The organism is Microcoleus sp. FACHB-1515 (assembly GCF_014696105.1).
GTDB lineage: Bacteria > Cyanobacteriota > Cyanobacteriia > Elainellales > Elainellaceae > JAAUTJ01.
Genome location: NZ_JACJPO010000036.1, coordinates 1 through 20454, shown reverse-complemented (window position 1 = coordinate 20454; position 20454 = coordinate 1). Strand labels below are relative to the sequence as shown.

Genomic DNA, 20454 nt, shown 5'->3' with positions numbered 1-20454 from the left:
TGAATTGGGCGATCGGTTCACTGCTCAACCTGTAGGGACAGTTGGCAAACCGCCCCTACGGAGAACCATCAACACCAAGCAACCTAAAGCGTCACCTGTCCACTGGTGAACAAGACGCGAGCGCTGACGCCAAACACGCGCAGCAAACCTTCTGAATCCGCATGGTCGTAGTCGCCCACACCTTCCATTGAGGCATTTTCCTCGGAATAAAGCGAGTGTGGCGTATCGTCTGCGCCGACAAAGAACAAGTTGCCTTTGTAAAGCGAGAGCGTGATCGTTCCAGTGGCGAGGGTTGCTGTGCGATCGATCGCGGCCAGCATCATTTGCGTTGCCAAATCAAACCAGTAGCCCTGGTAGATTTGCTTGGCGACAAGGAGCGACAATTGCTCGTAAAACTCGCGGGCGCGGCGATCGAGAATCAGTTGCAGCAAATAAGCGTAAGCCGTGCCGAGAATTTCCACGCCCGGACTTTCATAAACGCCCCGCGACTTAATCCCGACAAAGCGATTTTCCACCAGATGCGTGCCAATGCCGACGCCGTGCTTGCCGCCGATCGCATTGGTTCGCAGAAACGCACCAACCAGATCGATCGACTCGCCGTTGATCGCAACCGGAGATCCGTTTTCAAAGCGAATCGTGATTTGCTCTGGTTCGTCCGGTGCATCCTGTGGATAGCAGCCCATGATCGGCTTGACAAACTGCGCGGGCGTAGTCAGCGCTTCGAGCAGGCCAGATTCGTGCGTCAGGCCGAGCAGGTTGGCGTCAGTGGAATAGGGCTTGTCTTTTGTGGCGGAAACCGAAAGGCCGTTTTCCTGACAGAAATCGATCATTTCGCTGCGTCCAGGGAAGCGATCGAGAAACAGTTGATCGCGCCAAGGCGCGTACACCTCAAATTCCGGCGCCAGCATGTTCGTGATCAGTTGAAACCGCACTTGGTCGTTGCCGCGTCCGGTTGCGCCGTGACTGAAAATCGTCAGGCCGCGCTTTTGCATCTCCAAAATCATTGCCTTGGTCAAGACACAGCGAGCGATCCCCGTTGTATTCCAGTAGCGACCTTCGTAGCACGCCTGCGCCTGAATCACTTGCAGACCCGCCTGGGCGATCGCATCACGCACCGGAAGCAGCACAAATTCGGCTGCGCCCGCCTTCAGCATTCGCGCTTCGATCGCAGCCGGATCGTCTTCGTCGGGCTGTCCCAAATCTGCCGTGAAGCAAATCACCCGTACTCCCTGATCGGTCAGCCAGCGCGTAATCGTGCAGCTATCGAGTCCGCCTGATCCGGCAAATGCGATCGTTTTTCCCTGCAAATCTTTTGCGTTCATGTCGCCCTCGTCCTTGAAGCCCTGCTTAGCAAGCTTTCAATTATGCAACGAATTTTCTGCAATTCCTGTTTACGGCTGCACAGAATTTTGGGACAAGTTGACGTTAGAGCGTGTTTTGACGCCTGATCCTCCCCAATCGCCATACAAAAGGAGGGAGCCGAACCACTCCTCAAAGTCCCCCTTTTCAAGGCGGATTTAGGGGGATCGCACTCTCCACTCCTTCTGGAATCTGTTAAAACACGCCCTAGACGATCGCTTCGTCACGCACTTCGTCACGATCGCTTCCGATGCATCGGCGAAGAAAAATATTTGTCTACCAAGCTCTCGATGCCTTCAAAGCGCAGCAGCACATAAGACAAATCCTGACGGCGGACTTCTTTGATCAGGGTTTTGGTTGCTTTCGCCTGTTCATCTTTGCTGGTTTTGGTGCGGGCTTGGGCGAGGCGATCGCGATAGCTGTCAGCTTCTTGCACCGTCAGCGAAATATCGCTAGCAAAATAATTCTCCAGATAGTCGAGTCCTTCATTCAAGTCTGGGGAAGCCGATAGCGCGTCTTCAACGTCTGTCCAAAAGGCGGCAGCGCGGCGCGTCTGACTGTCGGCAATGATTTCGTAGGCGATGCCGATGAAGTAGGCATAGAGCGATTTGAAATGATAGGTGCGCGAGCCGATTTCCGTCCGGGCATTGAGCAGCGTCACGAACGTCAAGCCAAATGCGATCGCCCAACTGACAAGCTTCAGCGTAATCGGCGGACGTTCCGGTAGAAACACGGTCAGCCAAAAGACCGCAGCCGGAAACGTGAACTGGACGATCGCCCACAGCCACACGCCCGGATTTTTGTAGGGTTCAAAGAATGGCAGAAACTTACAGCGCTCTTCGAGTTCGCGCACGGCGACTGCTAAGTTAAAAACACCTGGAACCGAGGCGACAATCATCCAGGGAAGCCAATCTCGAAGCGTCGCCTCGATCGAACTGGGCGACGTTTCGCGGATGGCATTCATGAAGCTTTGTCCCACTGCAATCATCACGGCGAAGCACTTTCCGGCCTTTCTGCTGTGACGAATGGATGCAGATGAAAGTGCCCTTTTGCCGTCAATGTCAAGTAGTCTGGTGTATCGTAAGTTACCTGTTGCGTTGAGAGCGTTGCCGCTTGATTCAGCCTGCCCCAAGGCAAAAACAATTTGCGAATTATGCTCGATCGCGTTGAGCCGATATAGCCCGCATTCAGCAGATATTGCACCAGTGCCCGCACCTGATCGGCAGACAGTTGCAGCACATAGCACAAGTTCTCAACCGTCAAGGGACGCCGCTCTAGCGCTCGCAACAGCGCGGTGGTCTGCGTGTCGATCGCATCGGCAACTTTGGCGAGCAACTGCATCATGCGATCGAGCAGATTGGCAGGCTGCTCTCGCTGTGCGGCTCGCTCGATTTGCACTTGGGCAGTCAGTTGGGGGTCATCAGTGGCAAGAACCTGGGCGGCAAAATCTTCCAGCACATCGTTGGCTCCGGGCACCGCCGCCAATCGCCTGAGATCGTCAAACCAGTAATGCTGAATGGTGACGCAGGCGAGTTCATAAAGTCGCTGCAAGAGGCTGTGGCGGCGGACGAGCGTATCGATCGTGTCGATCGCTTCTGCCTTTCGCTGCGCCAGCGCTTCGCCAACTTGTCGCAGTCCTAAAAGCAAATCGCTGGGCAGTGAAGTATCAAGCTGCGCCAGCGCGACTAAAAAAGCTTCTAAAGTCAGAGCTTCGTTCGGTTTCATAGATTGAGGTTGAACAGAGTGCAGCGACGAGGAACCGTGCAGCAAGAAACCGTCCAGGTATTTTTTGCTCGCGCTGTAACTTTATTGTACCGAGGTCTTTCAAGTTCCAAAAGACTCCACCAGGGGATGTTTGGCAGGTCGCTTAAGCTGGGGACGATCGACTCTGTTGCGGCTGATCTTTGCCGAAAGAAACAGCGTGAGCCGTTTGATGAATTGTTTTCGTCAGAAAACTTGAGCTAGATTGCGGCGCACAAAATACTGCGACTAAAAGATTTTTCCAACCTGCAAATTCATTCTTTAGAGCTATTTAATCACCCTGTTAATTCGGGTACAACTGAGTACGGTTAAAGCTTACTGATGCTTCCCCTAACTTGCCAGCAATGCCAGGTGCAAGGCTTAATCTCGATCGCTGCGGCAACTTGGCTCTCAGGCTGTCCACCGATCGCGAACCTTCCGCCACTACTTTTGAACAAGCAGCTATGACTTTTGGAAGGCGGCTCTGGACGGATTTGAAGCCTCACGCGCTCAGTTTCAGCGGAATGCTGCTGATTTCGGCAGCGATCGCGCAAGCTGCCAATCAAAATTTGGGCTGGCTGATGGTGCAGGGCGGCTTGGTGTGGTGGCTTAGTCGGCGATTGCACTGCGTACCAAATCCGCAGACGAGCAAAGCCGCTCAGCGATCGATCGATTCCGCAACGCCGCTTGACGAAACGCTGCAAGCTCTGGTGAAAGCTTGTCCACTGGCAATTACCGTTTTCACGCTTGATGGAACGGTGCAGCTTTGGAATCCTGCTGCCGAGCAAATTTTTGGCTGGCGAGCCGATGAAGTGATTGGCAAATTTTTACCGAGCATTCCGATCGAAAAGCGCGATGAATTTCTTTCACACCTCGCCACCGTTCGCCAAGGTGATTCGCTGGAAAATTTGCGATCGCGCCGACTGCGAAAAAGCGGCGATCTGATCGATGTTGAAATTTGGGCGGCTCCGATCGTGAACGCGGTGGGAACTGTAAGCTGCATGTCGATCGTGTCGGATATTTCGGAGCGATCGCGCATTGAAGCCGAACGCCGCCAGCTCATTGAGCGCGAACAGCAAGCCCAAATCGATCGCGAACAGGTGCGAGGACAGCTTTTCAAAACGCTTGAAAGCATCACCGATGGCTTCGTCGCTTACGATCGCGCCTGGTGCATCACCTACATCAACACCAAAGGCGCACAAACGCTGGGCCACTGTACGCCCGACGAGCTTCTGGGTCGCAGCGCGTGGGAAGCTTTTCCGGGTCTGAAAGCATCGCCATTCGGCTTTGTGCTTGAGCAAGCGCTGGCCGAAAATCGCGTCTTGGAAGTGGAATCGTTCTACGAGCCGTTTGACGCTTGGTTTTCGGTTCGCGTTTATCCGTCCGAGGCAGGCGTTGCCGTTTATTTTCGCAACGTCACGCACCGCCGCCAAACTGCCGAACACCTCAAGCTAGCTTTACAGCAGGAACAAAGCGCTCGTCAAGAAGCCGAAGCCGCCAACCGCCTCAAAGACGAATTTCTCGCCACGCTGTCGCACGAACTGCGAACGCCGCTTAATGTGGTCTTAGGCTGCATTCAACTGTTGCAGGCACGCCGATCGAATTCGACAACCGCGAATCGGGCGATCGACGCGATCGATCGCAACACCAAACAGCTCACGCAACTGATCGAAGATCTGCTTGATGTTTCGCAAATCATCACAGGCAAACTCAAGCTCAATCCGCGTCCTGTGAATCTAAGCTGTCCGATCGCTGCGGCGATCGCGCTGGTTCAACCCGCTGCCCTCACCAAAAATTTGCAGCTTACCTGGCAGCTTGATCCGCTCGAACATCAAGCGATCGCAGATATCGCATCGATTCAAAAGCTGATGTGGCATTTGCTGTCCAACGCGATTAAGTTCACGCCTGCGGGAGGCAAGATCGAAGTGCGATTGGAGGCAGCAGAGGATGCTGTTCCTGCGGCCTTTGCCCGCATCACCGTTTCAGACACGGGTGAAGGCATTGCGCCGGAATTTCTGCCGCATGTGTTCGATCGATTTCGACAGGCCGATGGCTCGCTGACTCGTGCGTATGGCGGTTTGGGATTGGGAATGGCGATCGTTCGTTACATTGTTGAGCAGCACGGCGGCACAATTCAAGCTCACAGCGCAGGGCTTGGCAAGGGCACAACGTTTACGGTTCTGCTGCCATTGGCAACTTCGGCAGGTGAATCTTTGAATGGCGATCGCAATGGGCGCAAGGCAGTTTCCAGTCCGCTCGATCCTGATTTTGTCCAGCCCGATCGCCAACGAACTAAAACCGCTTCAATACAATCTTCTAACCAAAATTAAGGAAATGCATCATGGGACTCGGTGTTTTAAAAGACGGAAAGTGGATTTCTGAGCGCGAACAGGAAGACGAAAAAGGCAATTTTGTTCGACCTTCAACCACATTTCGCAATCAAATTACTGCCGATGGATCGAGCGACTACAAAGCTGAAGCCGGACGCTATCATCTGTATGTTTGCCTCGCTTGTCCTTGGGCACATCGAACGCTGATAATGCGATCGCTCAAAGGCTTAAATGACGCAATTTCTCTGTCAATTACCGATCCGGTGATTGGGGAAAATAGCTGGGAATTTTCTACTGCTCCGGGCGCAATTCCCGACACAGTCAACCACACGCAATATCTTTGGCAGGTCTACACCAAAGTTGATCCGCACTACAGCGGGCGCGTTACGGTTCCTGTGCTGTGGGACAAGCAAACGGAAACGATCGTCAACAATGAATCGCGTGAGATCATTCGCATGTTTGACACGCAGTTTGAAGCCATCGCTACGCAAAAAGCTGACCTCTACCCGGAAGCATTGCGCGAACAAATTGATGAAGCGATCGAAGCGATCTATCAGCCAATCAACAACGGTGTGTATCGCGCCGGATTTGCTACAAAGCAAGATGCCTACGATCAAGCCGTAACCGAGCTGTTTGCAGCGCTCGATCATTGGGATCAAGTGTTAGCAAATCAGCGCTATTTGTGTGGCAATGTTCTCACCGAAGCGGACATCTGTATGTTCACGACACTGCTGCGATTTGACTCGGTGTATTATGTGCATTTCAAGTGCAATTTGCGCCACATTTGGGACTATCCGAATCTGTGGGGCTTTTTGCGCGATCTTTATCAGCATCCGGGTGTTTCAGAAACTTGCAATCTCGATCACATCAAGCAGCACTATTACAAAAGCCATCCCAATGTGAATCCGTCTCGCATTGTTCCAAAAGGTCCGATTTTTGATCTCAATCAGCCGCACGATCGCGATCGCTTCTAATCGCTCAATGCGCCGCGCCGCCTGCACCCGCTGGCATTTTCTTTAGAAAAATGCAGGCAATTCCACTTAGCAACAAGGCAATCCCAATGAAGTAGAAGCAGTGGTTAAACGCCATCACAGGTTGTCCGGCGGTGACTTGCTGGCCGACTTCGACGGTTTTGCGCCCGATATGGCCGGATTCAGGAGCGGTGATGTTGGTGTAGGACAGTTGCAGTTGGGCTTCTTGCAGGTTTGCTTGGGCTTGGGCGATCGCTGCGGTTGCCGCTTGATATTGGGTGCGGCTGACTACCGTTTGCATCACCGCCTGCTTGTGCGGTTGCAACGCCTTGCTGGGCAGCGTTGCGCTGGGCGATCGCCACGTCGCGGGCGGCTCTGGCTGTGTCTAGCTGCTGGCGAGCGATCGCCCCGATGCCCAAGACAGAGAGGATCGCGGCTTTGGGCGGACGGCGATGCTCGGCTTTTCTTCTGGCAGATGTTCGTCGGACGGTTCGATCGCGGGTTCGCCAGGTTCAATGCTGGTGTCAGCGCGATCGAATTCGGCATATGCAACGACGCGACCGTTATTTTGAGCGTTGGTTGAAGTGTGAGTGAAAGCGATAGAGCAGGAAAATGGTTCAGATGCGTTTATTGAGGATGCGTAATAAGTTAATTGAGTGAAGAGAATATTTTTTAGCTAGTTGAGGTTGGCAATGATTAAATCGAGCAGGGCAGAAAGGCGTTGACGTTCAGCGTTGCTGATGCCTTCGAGTGCTTGCTCGCGCAGTTCAGTGACGATTGGAGGCAAAATCGTTTCAAGCTGCTTTCCGGCCTCGGTCAGCCAAATGCGCCAAATGCGACGGTCTTGCAAATCGCGCTGGCGTTCGATCAGTCCACGTTCTTCCATGCGATCGAGTACGCCTGTCAGTGTGCCGCCGACCTGACACAGCTTTTCGCCGATGCTCGATGTTGCCAAGCCGTCTTCTTCCCACAGGCAGCACAACACTAACCAGTGAAACGGCGTCAGGCCATGCGGTTCTAGCTTTTCTTGCAAACGGCGCTCAAGCAGTTGCGACAGCAGTTTTTGGCGATAGCCCATGCTGTACGGCGCGATCACGGTTTGCCAAGGTTGAAGTCGCTGCTGGTTAACCAAGACCGAAGCCAGGTAAATTACTTAGAATGCTTAATTTTTATTGTACGGCAGGACTGCTTAAAAAACTGTTTTTGAGGATAGAGCTTTCCCAACTGCTGCCCTGTTCAATCGAGGATTGACTCGATCGAACAGCTTCAATCCTCACAAAAAGCACGACAAATCTAAAATTCTTGTATCGAATCGAACGCCAAAATTGAAATCTGGATAAATAATATGCTAAGGACTGCGATTTCGCCGCTGGGTAGTCGATCGCGGGTAAACTCTATCATTCGCTGGCATTTCAGTCCGATTACCTAAAAGTGTGCGGAACCGTGTAGGTGTGGGGCAGGAGTCAAGATGGTAGAAGGATTCAATCAAAATTCAGTTTCAGGTCAGCATAGCGAGCCGATTAGCCGTTGGCGCTGGTGGATGATCGGCCTCAGCATTTGTGGCGCAATCAGCACGATCGCGGCTGCCGCATTTTGGTGGCTGACGGTTTTGCCGCCGCTGCCAGAATGCAATCAAATTTCGCAAATTTCCACCGATCGCGATCGGCTCTACTGCGCTCAGGCCGCTGCGGAGTCCGGCGAATTGCCGCAGCTTTTGGCTGGAATCGACACGCTCAAAGACTGGACGCCCGATCGTCCGCTTTATGCCGAGGCGCAGCGCTGGCTGGGTGAGTGGTCAGAAGCCGTCTTGCGGCAAGCATGGCGCAAACTTGAACACAGCGATATGGACGGTGCCATCGAGCTGGCGCAGCGGATTCCACCGTCGAGTCCTGTTTACAATCGCGCACAGTCGGCGATCGCAGGCTGGCAGCAGCACTGGAAGCAGGGAGAAGCGATTGTCGCTCAGGCGCGAACGGCAATGCGGACGCAGCAGTGGGATCGCGCAACAGAGCGGATTGCTGCCCTCAACGATCTGAAGATGGAATACTGGAACGTGCAGGCGCGATCGCTGAGTCAGCAGATGCTTCGCGAGCGGCAGTCGCGACAGATGCTTGCCCAAGCTAGACAGATTGCGCGGGTCAACCAGCCGAACAAGCTGGCCGAAGCGATCGCGCTGCTCGCACCGATGAACCGCAATACGTTTGCCTGGGCAGAAGCGCAAGCCAATCTTAATCAGTGGGGCGATCGCCTGCTCAAGCACGGCATTTCCCAGTGGCAGCAAGGCCAGCTTGACGGCGCGATCGCTACTGCGAAAGCAGTTGAAGTCAATGCCAATCTTGCCACTGACGCGCAAAATTTGCACAATCTGGCTCAGGCACGCAAGCTGGCAATTCGCGGCACATCCGGCTGGAAAACCTCGCCGATCGCGCTGGCAAAATTGGCGGAAGCGGTTGCTGCGGCGCGTCAAGTCAAGTCAGACAGCCGCTTTTACCCACAGGCGCAGGCCAGCCTCAAGATTTGGCAGGCGTATCTCGAAGATTTGCAGCAGATCCAGTTTGCACAGGCCACCGCTAGCCTGGGACACCGCGTCGCATTAGCAGCCGCGATCGAGCAGGCGGCTCAAATTTCGCCCGATCGCCCCCGCCGTGTGCAAGCTCAAAGCCTGATTGCCCAGTGGAGTCGCGAAATTCAGCGGCAGGAAGATCGCCCGCTGCTTGTCAAGGCCAAAACGCTAGCTGAGCCAAATACGATTCCCGCCTTGCAGCAGGCGATCGCCCAAGCTCGCCAAGTTGCGCCCGGACGTGCCCTGCGGCTTGAAGCTCAAAGCTTGATTCACGCTTGGACGCTGCGTATTCAAACGATCGAAGACCAGCCGACGCTCGATCGCGCTAGAGCAATCGCTCAATCCGGCAATCTCAATCAAGCCATTCAAATCGCTGGACAAATTAGCAGCGATCGAGCGCTGTTTGGAGCAGCAAGAGCGGCAATTAGCGACTGGCAGGGTCAAATTCGCGCTAGAGAACGCGCTCGCCTTCGTGCGATTCGCGAGCGCGAAGCCGCAGCCCAACGACGGCCGGAACGTCAGCGATCGTCGGTTGCGCCTGCCAATCGCGTCGATGCGATCGAGTCGCCAACTGCGATCGACTCGTCCGCGATCGAACCAACCGTTCGTCCACCGCGTCGTTCTAGCTCGCCAGATGCAAGCAGCGTCAGCCCGCCGGAGCGATCGTCACGTCGCGAAACACCGTCTGCCCCGCGTCGTGAAGCACCTGCTCCACGCCGTGAAACACCTGCCCCGCGTCCTGAGCCGCCTGCGCCAGGCCGTGAAGCACCGCGCCCTGAACCGCTTCCGCCGCTGGAACTGGCTCCAGCGCCAGCGCCCGAACCGCCTGCGCCACCGGAACCCGCTCCGGTGCAGTCTGCGCCAGCAGCGATCGAAAAACCGATTCCTGCCCTGCCCTAAATTCAGCTAGGAAGTCCGAATCGCTTCGAGCAAACTGCGATCGCCCCGTGCTGCTGCGGTTTGCTCAACTCGCTTCCACAGGGCGAGATCCTGCTGGTAGATACGCAGCGCGGCGATCGCTTCCTTCGCGTCGCGCGAAATTCCAGCGGCAATCTGGTCAACCAGAAAGTCGATCGCCTGATCGTGCCGCAGCATCGCGATCGCCAACAGCGCCGTTTGCCGAAGTTCACTCGTGCGGCACTGCTGCCACCAGGTTTTTAGCGGCGGGAGGGCGGCGATCGATCGCGAACTGCCCAGGGATAAAGCTGCCGCTTCCTGAAGCGCTTCAGAGCCGGAAAGAAACGAACTGACGAGAACGATCGCTCCGTCGAAAGCTAACTTCAACAGCGCATCGAAGTATTCGGCCATCACAGCCGCATCGTCTCCCAAGCGGATACGCAATCGCAAGAGGGCAACGCCTTCGGGTCGATCGCTGTAGGCAACGGCGCGAGCCGCTCCAATTCGAGCTTCTGGCTCCGGATCAGCCAGCAGATCCGCAAGTTCGTTTAGCACGTCGGGATAATTCATCCGCACCAAGCCCAACGCGCAAACGCCGCGCAGCTTCGGGGCACTATCCACCTGTCCGCCCCAAACGGGTTCCATTTGCACATGCTGAATGCCACGCAAAAACAATTCGGCCTCGTCAAATTCCAAGCGATACAGCGCATCTGCGATCGCCTGCTTGCCGATGCAGCCCGGATCGCTCGATTTCGTAAACAGTCGATCGAACGACTCGGCCAAATCACGTTGCAGTTCGACGAGTTCGGCAGATGCAATCAGCTTGGCAGCCTGCGCGATCGCGACCGGATGCTTGCTGTCTAAAACACAGCGCAACGTCTCCAGATTCGCACCCGGATCAGCTTGGATTTGCAAAATGGCAGTTTGTGCGTCTTCGAGCCTGCGAAATTTCGTCATTGGCAAATTGTAGTCGGCCTGCGAAAAATTGCGAGCCGCTGTCTAGATGAGTTGTGCTCAAATCGATCGCTTTTTTCTCCAATTCAAGCGATCGCGTGTACGATAGAAAATGCTGTCTTCATCGAAGAATGGGTTATTCATGGCAAAGAAGAGCATGATCGAGCGCGAGAAAAAGCGCGAAAAGATGATCGCCAAATATGCAGAGAAGCGATCGGCCTTGCAGGAGCAGTTTGACGCTGCCGCCACGCCGCAAGAAAAATTCAACATCCATCGGCAAATTCAGCAGCTACCGCGCAACAGCGCTCGTGTGCGCCACCACAATCGCTGCTGGATGACCGGACGCCCGCGCGGAGTGTATCGTGATTTTGGGCTGTCGCGTCACGTCATGCGCGAAATGGCACACCAAGGCTTGCTTCCGGGCGTCGTCAAGTCAAGCTGGTAGCCATCCGAATTATTGGCCGCAGCAGCGATCGATGCCCAAGCTGTCAAGCAATAGATCGCTGACGGCGTTGGCAACGGCAAATTCGCTGTAGAAACTGCGAGAAAAATCAAACGCTTGCATTTCGGTGAGAATGGCAATGACCAGCGAGCCTACGTCGTTCTCACCTTCAAAGCGTTGGCGCACAAACACCTGAGCCGCCCGCTGTGCAATGTCGGCATTCACTGCTTCGGGAATGAATTCTCGATCGAGCCAGTTCTGCAACGCCTGCCTGAGCCATTCGCCTTCTTGGATCGCATCTTTGGCAGGCGGCAGCGTGATTGGGGGAATGGGTTCAGCCATCGAATCCTCCCAGCGAAAAACACAAGACTGATTATCAGCCTACCGTGTGCGGGGCGGAGCGTGTAGAGCGACATGAATTTTGAGATCAGCGCGATCGTCTCTGGCTATGCCCAAGGCTATTTCTTGATGGCGAACGATCGCAACGGCAAACTGGACTGGTATTCCAGCCGTGAACGAGCCATCATTCCACTCGACGATCGATTTCGCTATCCGCGATCGCTTCAGCGGATTTTGAATCAAGATCGGTTCACCGTTGCGATCGATCGCGCCTTTGCCGACGTGGTGGCCGGATGTGCCGATCGCGAAACAACTTGGATTTCCGGAGAGCTACAGGAAATTTATCTAGCGCTGCATCAGGCAGGCTGGGCACACAGCTTTGAAACTTGGCAGGGCGACGAACTGGCGGGCGGCATTTTGGGAATTGCGATCGGCGGCGCATTCATTGGCGAGTCGATGTTCTACCGCATTCCCGACGGCTCCAAAGTAGCAATGGTCAAGCTGGTTGAACGGCTGCGATCGCGCCAATTTTTGTTGTTCGACGCGCAGATGACCAATCCGCATCTAGAGCGATTTGGCGCAGTGATGATCGACAATTCGGCCTACCGAAAGCTACTGCGGCAGGCGATCGAGCAACCGTGCAAATTTCGGTAGGCCGATTGCGAACCGCCCCGACCAATCTGAGTATTGTGATTTGTCAAATGTGGCGATCGCTGGCGTATCTGTACTTGCCCGGAAATTTCACGATCGCTTGGTAAAACCAATCATAGAACTGGCACAGCGATTGGAACTTACTGCGAAATTTTTCTGACCAGTTCTGTATGCATTTGCAGTAAATCAATAGACCATTCATTCCTTGTCGCTGTTGGTCGTTCCCATGATGTGTACCTCCCAGCCTCCAAAAGCTGATCGATCGTTGCCCCCCGTCCAGTCGCGTAGCTTCACCGATCTTGTGTTTGATGAATTGACCTTGTTTGAGTCGGTGAGCGAGCAGTATCAGCATTTGGGAATGCGAGTTCAAGGTGCGATCGCCATTCATCCTTCAAACTCTGCGTTTCAGCCGCCCGTCGATGCGATCGCGCTGATGCCCGAAGCCGGAAACGTTCCGATCGAAATCACGTTCGAGCGTCCAGTTTGGCGCATTGTGGCGATTGTCAACGGCGCTAGACAAATTCGCATGACTGGATTCGATCGCCACAGCAACGTTGTGGCCCACGAGCGCACAGAGCCGCGCTTGCAGCATTCCGCCGAGTTGCCCACCGGAGGCGAAACCATCGCCGCTTTTCCCTGGCACACATTGGCGATCGAAATGGAAGGACTCTCGCGCATCGTGTTCTCCTCGGATGCGCCATTTTTGCTGCAAAGCTTGTCCTACAGCTAATCGTTGTGCATCCCGCCGCGCTGTAGAATCGGGAGGGACGATCGCGCTACGAACATGCAGACTTGGCAGTGGGACGGCAAGCCCCGATGGATGAAAACGCTCGCGATCGCGCTGCTTATTGTGGGAATCACGTTGCGATTTGTCCATCTCGATCGCAAAGTGTACTGGTACGACGAAACCCTAACCTCACTGCGAATTTTCGGCCACACCCGCAGCCAACTGGAAGACCACTTCCGAGGACAAGTCGTTCCCGCTTCCGACCTGCTGCAATTTCAGCAGTCCGCTCCCGACAAAGGCTGGGACGACACACTCGACGCGCTGAAGGGAAACGCCGAACATCCGCCGCTCTATTATTTGCTGGCGCGACTGTGGGCCAGCATCTTCGGCAGTTCGATCGCCGCCATGCGAAGCTTTCCCGCCGTCACTAGCCTGCTCGTCTTTCCCTGCATCTACTGGCTTTGCGTGGAACTATTTGCCGCGCCGCTGACGGGCTGGGTGGCCGTTGCGATCGCTGCCGTTGCCCCGTTCCAAGTCCTCTATGCCCAAGAAGCCCGCGAATACGCGCTGTGGACAGTTGTGATTCTGCTCTCCTGCGCCACATTCCTGCGTGCCCTACGGCTGAACACGCGATCGATCTGGCTGCTCTATGCCCTCACCGTCGCCCTGGGACTCTACACGCACATCTTGGGCGGACTGGTGACGATCGCACATGGCCTCTATCTGCTGCTGGCGCGACGCTGGCAGGCGGTTTGGCCGTTTGTGCTGGCTGCGATCGGTGGACTTGTGCTGTTCACGCCCTGGCTGCTGGTGATTCTTAACAACCTCGAACAGATTCACACCACAACCGAAGGCGTCCGCGCAGAAATGTCGATCGGTTCGCTGCTGGAGCGCTGGCTGACCAATCTCAATCGTGTCTTTCTCGATATCGACTTTAACTATGTCGATATCGAAGACACCAACTATGCGCTGCTGGCGATCGTGCTGTTTGTCTTCATTTGGCTGGTGCGGCGATATCGTCCGAGCGCGATTTTTCTGCTGGCTCTGCTGGCCGGAACCGTTTTGCCACTGCTGCTGCCGGATTTGCTGTTGGGCGGCAGGCGATCGGGCGCACTGCGCTACCTGATTCCATGCTATTTGGCGATCGAACTTGCCGTTGCCCATTTTCTTGCCATGCATCTGACCGGACGCTGGTTCAAGTTGGGGCGAACTGCCCTGCTGAGCTTGACCTTGGCGGGCGTACTCAGCTTGATCATCAGCAGTCAGGCGACCGTTTGGTGGGTCAAAAGTCTCGAACGCAGCGGCAGCTATCCGGTGATTGCTCAAATCATCAACCGCACGGAACAACCGCTGGTAATTGTCGATCGCAGCCGCGCGATCGGAATGCTCTCCCTCAGCCGTCTATTTGATTCGCAGGTTTCACTCCAGCTATTGCCGGAATTTCGCGCCCAACCGATCCCTAGCGGATTTAGCGATGTGTTTGTCCTCGATGGCGATCGCGGCTATTTCCGCCGCATCTATCGCCGCCATCGCTACCGCGCCATTCCGTTCTTTCGCCCCACCACGCGGACTTTTTCCCTGTGGCGACTACGGAGAGAATAGAGAGGAATTAGCGATCGCTCAATTTTGCACTTTATTTTCTATCAACTGCTCATGACGGCACTCCGAATCGGCAACGGCTACGATATCCACCGCTTGGTGCCCGATCGCCCGCTCATTCTCGGCGGCGTGGCGATCGAGCATGAACTTGGCCTGCTCGGTCACAGCGATGCGGATGTTTTGACCCATGCGATCATGGACGCGCTGCTGGGCGCGTTGAGCTTGGGCGACATCGGCCACTACTTTCCGCCGACCGATCCCCAGTGGAAAGGTGCAGACAGCATTGTGCTGTTGGAACAGGTGCATGAACTGATTCGATCGAAAGGCTGGCAGATTAACAATATTGATGCCGTCATTGTGGCGGAACGTCCGAAGCTGAAGCCGCACATTGCCGCCATGCGCGATCGACTAGCGACTGCGCTCCACCTCGCTGCCGATCGGGTGGGCGTGAAAGCCACCACGAATGAAAAACTCGATGCGGTTGGGCGTGAAGAAGGAATCGCTGCTTATGCGGTTGTGCTGCTGAATGGTTTGGAGTAGCGATCGAATCGGCCTGAAATTAACTTTGAATTCGATCATTTCTATGCGCCAGTTGCGAAAGACCGTTTGCCAGTTTGGAAACTCACGCGACATGCGCTCTATTTGGCGCGAGACTTATCAAGCTTTAGCCCAAACCCTCCAGGATGCGTTTGCTCAAGTGTCGTTTGTACTTCACTAAACTGGAGAGAACTGTATTTACCTTCGTGCAATTCATGCTTTACGAATATTGCTCAGCAACGCTTCAATTTGATCAGCTAGCTGAACTGGGTTGAAAGGCTTTCTAATCATCCCCAATACGTTAAATTGCTCGAACTGGGCAGATTCAATCGATCGTCCTTTTGCAGTCAGTAATACGATAGGAATTTGTCTAGTTTTTTCATTCGATCGCAGTTGCTCTAGAATTGCTAGCCCATCCATTTTGGGCATCATCAGATCGAGAAGAATAAGGTCAAGCTGACGATTTTGAGCTTCTTGTAAGGCTTTTTCTCCTGAGCCTGCTGTCACCACTTGCCATCCCCCCATAATCTCTAGGCAAGTTTGCACCAGGTTTCTTAAATCAGCCTCATCATCAACAACCAATATTTTCCTAATCATGATGTTCCTGCAAATTTTTGACTCAGCCTAGATTAATACTCTCTACTCAGTGCCCGTATCCAAACTTAAATTAAGTGTAATTTAACACCCAGCTTTTGAGATTTGATGAAGCTCTCAAGCTCAATTCATTTCGGCTTGCCTACGTCTTAAGTCAGATATAATGCATCTTCATCTATGTGAAAATAATCTTAATAAAATATTTCAAACCGATAGACTTCTTGCAAAAGTGTTGGAATCGCGTTCCCATTCATTCCGAATTGTTTGTCGGGCTATTCAAGCAGTGCAATTCTGAGTGAGGAGTTGAGCAATGAGAATTTTGACGGTTGAAGATGATGAACTGCTTGCTCAAAAGGTAGCAAATGTTTTGAGCCAACAGCACTACGCCGTTGATGTTGCACCCGATGGAGAAATTGGATGGCAATTTGCGATCGCCACTGCCTACGATTTAATCTTGCTTGATGTCATGCTGCCCAAACTCGATGGAGTCAGCTTATGTCGGCAACTGCGTCAGGCAGGCTATCAGATGCCGATTCTGTTGCTGACTGCAAAAGATAGCGGCACTGATAAAGTCATTGGTTTAGATGCAGGAGCCGATGATTATGTCGTTAAACCTATTGATTTTGCTGAGTTGGGCGCTCGTATCCGGGCAGTTTTGCGCCGAGGTCATACGGCTTCTTTCCCGCTATTAACTTGGGCGTCGCTATCACTTGATCCAGGATCGCTTGAGGTCACGTATGATAACCAGCCTGTACATTTGACTTCAACCGAGCATCGTTTGCTAGAGCTATTTCTTCGCAATCCTCAACGCATCTTTAGCCGTAGCGCGATCGTCGAACACCTTTGGGCATTTGACGACCAGCCTGAAGCCTCAACGATTAAAACCTATATCAAGAACCTCCGTCAAAAGCTTAAAGCAGTTGGCGCATCTGCTGATTTAATTGAAACTGTTTATGGATTGGGCTATCGCTTAAAGCCGGAGATCGATCGCCCTAATACAACTGAATTTTCTTCCCCAGATCTTTCTTTTTCATCGGCTGAACGCAGCTTAAAAGAACGGCAAGCGCTGTTGGCAGTAACCAAAGCCAGAGACAGCTTCAAAACACAAATTCAAGCGCGGTTAAACATTCTGAAACAAGCAGTGGAGGCAATGGAAGCAGAAACGTTGAGCATTGAACTGTACGAGCAAGCGGTACACGAAGCTCATCGTTTTGCTGGAGCATTAGGAACGTTTGGCTTTGCCACTGCTTCTGAGCTTGCAGAGGCGATCGAAGACCTCCTGCAAGTTCAGCCCTTCAGTTCACATCAAACACAGCAAATTCGGCAGCTTGTAGATCAGTTAGCACAAAATTTAGAGCAATCTCTTAATCAAACTGGTCGGATCGAAGCGATCGATTTGCCTTATCCCCAGCTATCAGTTATCAGCAAGGATAAGCAATGGATTCAGTCGCTCATCCATGCTGCCTGCGATCGACCCATTACAGTTAAATCAGTCTTTGTTTCTGCTGAAAGCGAATGGGTTAAACAAACACTGCATCTTGTTCAAGCTGAGCATTCCGATGTAGTGCTGCTGGATTTAGATGCTGCCTCAATTTCGCAAACGATGGCCTTATTGAGTGAACTATCAAAGCGAATTGCTGTGCCAGTTTTAGTTATTGTAAAGAGCGATAATTTTGAGCAGCGAATTGAAGCGGCAAGGCGAGGTGGACGCAGGTTTCTACTCAAAACAGTTTCCGCTCATCAAGTTTTAGAACAAGCAGTGCAGGTACTACAGTATATCCAAACTGGAGAAGCTCGAATTTTAATTGTGAATGACGATCGCCAAACGCTAGGAAAAATTCGGGACATTCTAGAACCTTGGGGTTTGCAACTTAAACTTCTGATTGATCCGAAAGAATTCTGGAAAGCCTTAACAACATTTCTTCCTAACTTGCTTGTTCTAGATGCAGAGATGCCGAATTCGAGCGGAATCGATCTGTGCCGAGTTATTCGGACTGATCCAAATTGGAGCAGACTGCCGATTCTGTTTCTCACCTCTGGTAGCGATACAGAAAGAATCCATCAATTATTTGCAATTGGGGCGGACGATTGCATTGCAAAACCGATCGCAGGCGCAAAATTGCTGACTCGGATCTTGAATCGATTGGCGCGATCGCAATGGCGTACTTAGCTTCAAAAACGATTATGCTGATGCAGCGGCGCACTCGGTTCCAGCGATATGGTGTTGCTATTTTGTCTTCGATCGCAGCATTGCTGTTGACTCGTCTTTTATGGTGGCAAATCCAACCAACAATCTATCCATTCTTTCTAGCAGCCGTAGTCGTTGCATCTTGGTATGGCGGGTTAAGAGCAGGATTAACATCCACCGTTCTAACCACATTGTTTAGTGAGTATTTGTTTTTATCAACTCCTTATTCGCTAAATATCGATCTTCGCAATTCTGGCAGAACAATTTATTTTGTACTTGTAGCTGTGCTAATTTGTTCGCTCAATGCAAGAGTTCAATTGGCACAGCAATGGGCAGAATTAAATGCACTCGAAGCCGAACGAAGACAAGCTCTGCTGCTTCAAAATCAAGAACGTCTGCGCGACAGTGAAGAACGATTTCGCTTATTAATCGAGGGTGTTCATGAGTATGCCATTTTTATGCTCGATCGCGAAGGGCATTTTGTCAGTTGGAATACCGGAGCAGAACGCATCTTAGGCTATCAAGAAGCAGAAATTCTTGGTCAGCCTTTCTCTTGCATTTTCACATCTGAAGATATTGAAAACGGCAGACCTGATCAAGCATTACAAATCGCGATCGCTGAAGGTCAAGCAGAAGACGATCGCTGGCATATCCGCAAAGATGGCTCTTTGTTTTGGGCAAATGGTGTAATCACACCCTTACGGGATGAGGCCAGAAATCTGCGCGGATTCGCAAAGATTCTTCGCGATAATACAGAAACCAAGCAGGCACAAGATGCTTTGCAGGCGAGTGAAGAACGGTTTCGATCGCTGATTGAAAACGTCCAAGACTACGCCATTTTTATGCTCGATCCACAAGGACGGGTAGCAAGTTGGAACATCGGTTCAGAAGTTGTTTTGGGCTATCAGGAATCCGAAATCCTAGGCCAGTCATTCGTCCAATTCTTTCCACCTGATTTAATTGCTCAAGGATTTCCCGAACAAGAATTAAGAAAAGCTGCAATTGAAGGTCGATCGCAAGCAGAGCACTGGTATATCCGCAAAGATGGCACTCGTTTCTGGGCAAACGAAGTGATGACGGCGCTACGCGACGACACCGGGCGGCTACGCGGCTTTTCTGAAGTGATGCGGGATGTAACTGAACGCAAGCGAGCAGAAGAAGAACGTGCTCAATTACTGTTAAATGAACAGGCGGCTCGCGCTGAAGCTGAAGCCGCAAATCGTGCCAAGGATGAATTTCTCGCCATCGTTTCGCACGAACTTCGCACCCCTTTAAGCGCGATCGCTGGCTGGGTTGTGATGCTGCGAACTGGAATGCTAGATGAAGACAAAACTGCAATCGCATTAGAAACAATCGAGCGCAATGCTAACTTACAAGCTCAACTCATTGAAGACTTGCTCGACATTTCGCGCATCATTCGTGGAGAACTAAGACTCCATTATACCATCGTGAATTTAATCGATATTGTGGCAGCCGCAGTGGAAGATGTTCGGCCTCGAATTGATGCTAAACAGCTTCAATTTGAGCTGGCAATCAATACATCCACATCTAACATTTTAGTCTGGGGAGATGCGGAGCGGCTGCAACAGGTGATGTGGAATCTACTTGCAAATGCTGTCAAGTTTACACCTGAAGAAGGGCAAGTAACCGTGCAGCTTCAGCAGATAGAAGAATCTTCGGCACAAATTACTGTTGCTGATACAGGGATTGGGATTCGGGCGGATTTTTTGCCGCATGTGTTCGATCGCTTTCGCCAAGGAGATAGTACCAGCACTCGATCGTACACAGGCTTAGGGCTAGGACTCGCGATCGCCCGCTACTTTGTTGAGCAGCACAACGGAACGATTCAAGCAGAAAGTCCGGGTGAGGAAAAAGGCGCAACCTTCACCATTCAGCTACCGCTAATTCAAGATAGTGAGCAGCACGATCTAGGTTATCAATCTATTCCAGATCAGCAAGAAGTTGTCTTGAACGGATTATCAATTCTTGTTGTTGATGATGATGCAGATGTTCGATCGTGGCTGAGTACAATGCTGCAATCTCGCGGTGCAGAAGTGTTTGCGGTTGAGTCAGTGGCCGCAGCAATTGAGGTATTGGAACAGACAACGCCAAATCTTTTGATTAGTGATATTGCCTTACCCAATCAGGATGGCTATGCTCTGATGCGCTACTTGAAAGCACTCGAAATCAGAAGCGGTCTTCAAATTCCGGCGATCGCACTCACTGCTTATGCAACGGAAGAAGCTCAAGCAGCAGCGATCGCCGCAGGCTTTACAAAATATCTAGTGAAGCCCGTTACCGCAAATGATTTGATTGCAGCGATCGCTGACTGTCCCGAAACTGCGAACCCAGGCATTCGATCAGTAGATTGAGTCAGAAACCATCATCGTTAGAATGCTGGTGAGACTGCTGCATCAACAGCGCTTTTAACCGAGATGAAAGACTTAACATACAGCAATCCTAAATAGGAGATGAACAGTAGCCGTACATAAATGCTTTGGCAAAAGCAAAGGTTTGACAATGTGTGACTAATTGAAACAGAAACTTGACCGACCCAAATCTT

Annotated in this window: 18 protein-coding genes and 1 pseudogene; 11 read left to right on the top strand and 8 right to left on the bottom strand. The window is 52.5% G+C overall.

Annotated elements, in window-relative coordinates:
- Positions 1-83: 83 nt before the first annotated feature.
- The 3 genes from argG to H6F67_RS11685 form a co-directional block, all read right to left on the bottom strand.
- Complete coding sequence (argG, locus tag H6F67_RS11695) at positions 84-1322, bottom strand: argininosuccinate synthase (RefSeq protein ID WP_190766536.1); 1239 nt, start codon at positions 1320-1322, stop codon at positions 84-86.
- Positions 1323-1594: 272 nt separating this feature from the next.
- Complete coding sequence (locus tag H6F67_RS11690) at positions 1595-2350, bottom strand: hypothetical protein (RefSeq protein ID WP_190766534.1); 756 nt, start codon at positions 2348-2350, stop codon at positions 1595-1597.
- The gene (locus H6F67_RS11685; RefSeq protein ID WP_190766532.1) at positions 2347-3084 is read right to left on the bottom strand and encodes a hypothetical protein; all 738 of its coding nucleotides are present in this window, start codon (positions 3082-3084) and stop codon (positions 2347-2349) included. The genes H6F67_RS11690 and H6F67_RS11685 overlap by 4 nt, the downstream gene beginning before the upstream one ends.
- A gap of 479 nt (positions 3085-3563) precedes the next feature.
- Here H6F67_RS11685 and H6F67_RS11680 point away from each other — a divergent pair, with 479 nt between their 5' ends.
- Both H6F67_RS11680 and H6F67_RS11675 read left to right on the top strand, forming a co-directional pair.
- Positions 3564-5429 carry an ATP-binding protein gene (locus H6F67_RS11680; protein ID WP_190766530.1) on the top strand — a complete coding sequence of 622 codons (1866 nt, stop codon included), beginning with the start codon at positions 3564-3566 and terminating at the stop codon, positions 5427-5429.
- 11 nt (positions 5430-5440) lie between these two features.
- Positions 5441-6403 (top strand): glutathione S-transferase family protein, encoded by a 963-nt coding sequence (locus H6F67_RS11675; RefSeq protein ID WP_190766528.1) that lies wholly within the window; start codon positions 5441-5443, stop codon positions 6401-6403.
- Positions 6404-6407: 4 nt separating this feature from the next.
- Here H6F67_RS11675 and H6F67_RS27355 read toward each other — a convergent pair whose 3' ends face one another.
- Together H6F67_RS27355 and H6F67_RS11665 are read right to left on the bottom strand one after the other, a co-directional pair.
- Entirely contained in the window at positions 6408-6701 is a 294-nt protein-coding gene (locus tag H6F67_RS27355) for a hypothetical protein (RefSeq protein WP_199304378.1), read from the bottom strand.
- A gap of 375 nt (positions 6702-7076) precedes the next feature.
- Entirely contained in the window at positions 7077-7532 is a 456-nt protein-coding gene (locus H6F67_RS11665) for a MarR family winged helix-turn-helix transcriptional regulator (RefSeq protein WP_396797870.1), read from the bottom strand.
- 336 nt (positions 7533-7868) lie between these two features.
- Here H6F67_RS11665 and H6F67_RS11660 point away from each other — a divergent pair, with 336 nt between their 5' ends.
- Positions 7869-9863: a hypothetical protein gene (locus tag H6F67_RS11660; protein WP_190766526.1), complete on the top strand. Its 1995-nt coding sequence runs from the start codon at positions 7869-7871 to the stop codon at positions 9861-9863.
- 6 nt (positions 9864-9869) lie between these two features.
- Here H6F67_RS11660 and H6F67_RS11655 read toward each other — a convergent pair whose 3' ends face one another.
- Positions 9870-10817, bottom strand: coding sequence for a HEAT repeat domain-containing protein (locus H6F67_RS11655; protein WP_190766524.1), 948 nt, complete (start codon positions 10815-10817; stop codon positions 9870-9872).
- Positions 10818-10956: 139 nt separating this feature from the next.
- On the opposite strand from H6F67_RS11655, the gene rpsN reads away from it, so the two are divergent.
- A complete protein-coding gene (gene rpsN, locus H6F67_RS11650) occupies positions 10957-11259 on the top strand; it encodes a 30S ribosomal protein S14 (RefSeq protein ID WP_190766521.1) in 303 nt (100 codons plus the stop codon).
- A gap of 9 nt (positions 11260-11268) precedes the next feature.
- Here the strand turns inward: rpsN and H6F67_RS11645 are convergent, their stop codons facing one another.
- Complete coding sequence (locus tag H6F67_RS11645) at positions 11269-11598, bottom strand: hypothetical protein (protein ID WP_190766519.1); 330 nt, start codon at positions 11596-11598, stop codon at positions 11269-11271.
- Positions 11599-11670: 72 nt separating this feature from the next.
- Between H6F67_RS11645 and aat the strand changes: the two genes are divergently transcribed.
- The 4 genes from aat to ispF all read left to right on the top strand — a co-directional run bounded on the left by aat (position 11671) and on the right by ispF (position 15112).
- On the top strand, positions 11671-12249 hold the full coding sequence (gene aat / locus H6F67_RS11640) for a leucyl/phenylalanyl-tRNA--protein transferase (protein ID WP_190766517.1): 579 nt from the start codon (positions 11671-11673) through the stop codon (positions 12247-12249).
- A 223-nt stretch (positions 12250-12472) separates the two neighbouring features.
- Positions 12473-12976 carry a hypothetical protein gene (locus tag H6F67_RS11635; protein WP_190766515.1) on the top strand — a complete coding sequence of 168 codons (504 nt, stop codon included), beginning with the start codon at positions 12473-12475 and terminating at the stop codon, positions 12974-12976.
- A gap of 54 nt (positions 12977-13030) precedes the next feature.
- Complete coding sequence (locus H6F67_RS11630; protein WP_190766514.1) at positions 13031-14575, top strand: glycosyltransferase family 39 protein; 1545 nt, start codon at positions 13031-13033, stop codon at positions 14573-14575.
- A gap of 51 nt (positions 14576-14626) precedes the next feature.
- Complete coding sequence (gene ispF, locus H6F67_RS11625; protein WP_190766512.1) at positions 14627-15112, top strand: 2-C-methyl-D-erythritol 2,4-cyclodiphosphate synthase; 486 nt, start codon at positions 14627-14629, stop codon at positions 15110-15112.
- 210 nt (positions 15113-15322) lie between these two features.
- Here ispF and H6F67_RS11620 read toward each other — a convergent pair whose 3' ends face one another.
- A complete protein-coding gene (locus tag H6F67_RS11620) occupies positions 15323-15706 on the bottom strand; it encodes a response regulator (RefSeq protein ID WP_199304369.1) in 384 nt (127 codons plus the stop codon).
- Positions 15707-16013: 307 nt separating this feature from the next.
- On the opposite strand from H6F67_RS11620, the gene H6F67_RS11615 reads away from it, so the two are divergent.
- From H6F67_RS11615 to H6F67_RS11610, 3 genes and pseudogenes are all read left to right on the top strand, one after another.
- On the top strand, positions 16014-17873 hold the full coding sequence (locus H6F67_RS11615) for a response regulator (RefSeq protein WP_190766510.1): 1860 nt from the start codon (positions 16014-16016) through the stop codon (positions 17871-17873).
- Positions 17861-18205, top strand: a pseudogene (locus H6F67_RS28490) (DUF4118 domain-containing protein); the annotation flags it as partial. The gene H6F67_RS11615 and the pseudogene H6F67_RS28490, both read left to right, overlap by 13 nt.
- 3 nt (positions 18206-18208) lie before the next feature.
- Positions 18209-20263 (top strand): PAS domain S-box protein, encoded by a 2055-nt coding sequence (locus H6F67_RS11610; protein ID WP_242020603.1) that lies wholly within the window; start codon positions 18209-18211, stop codon positions 20261-20263.
- Positions 20264-20454 lie beyond the last annotated feature (191 nt).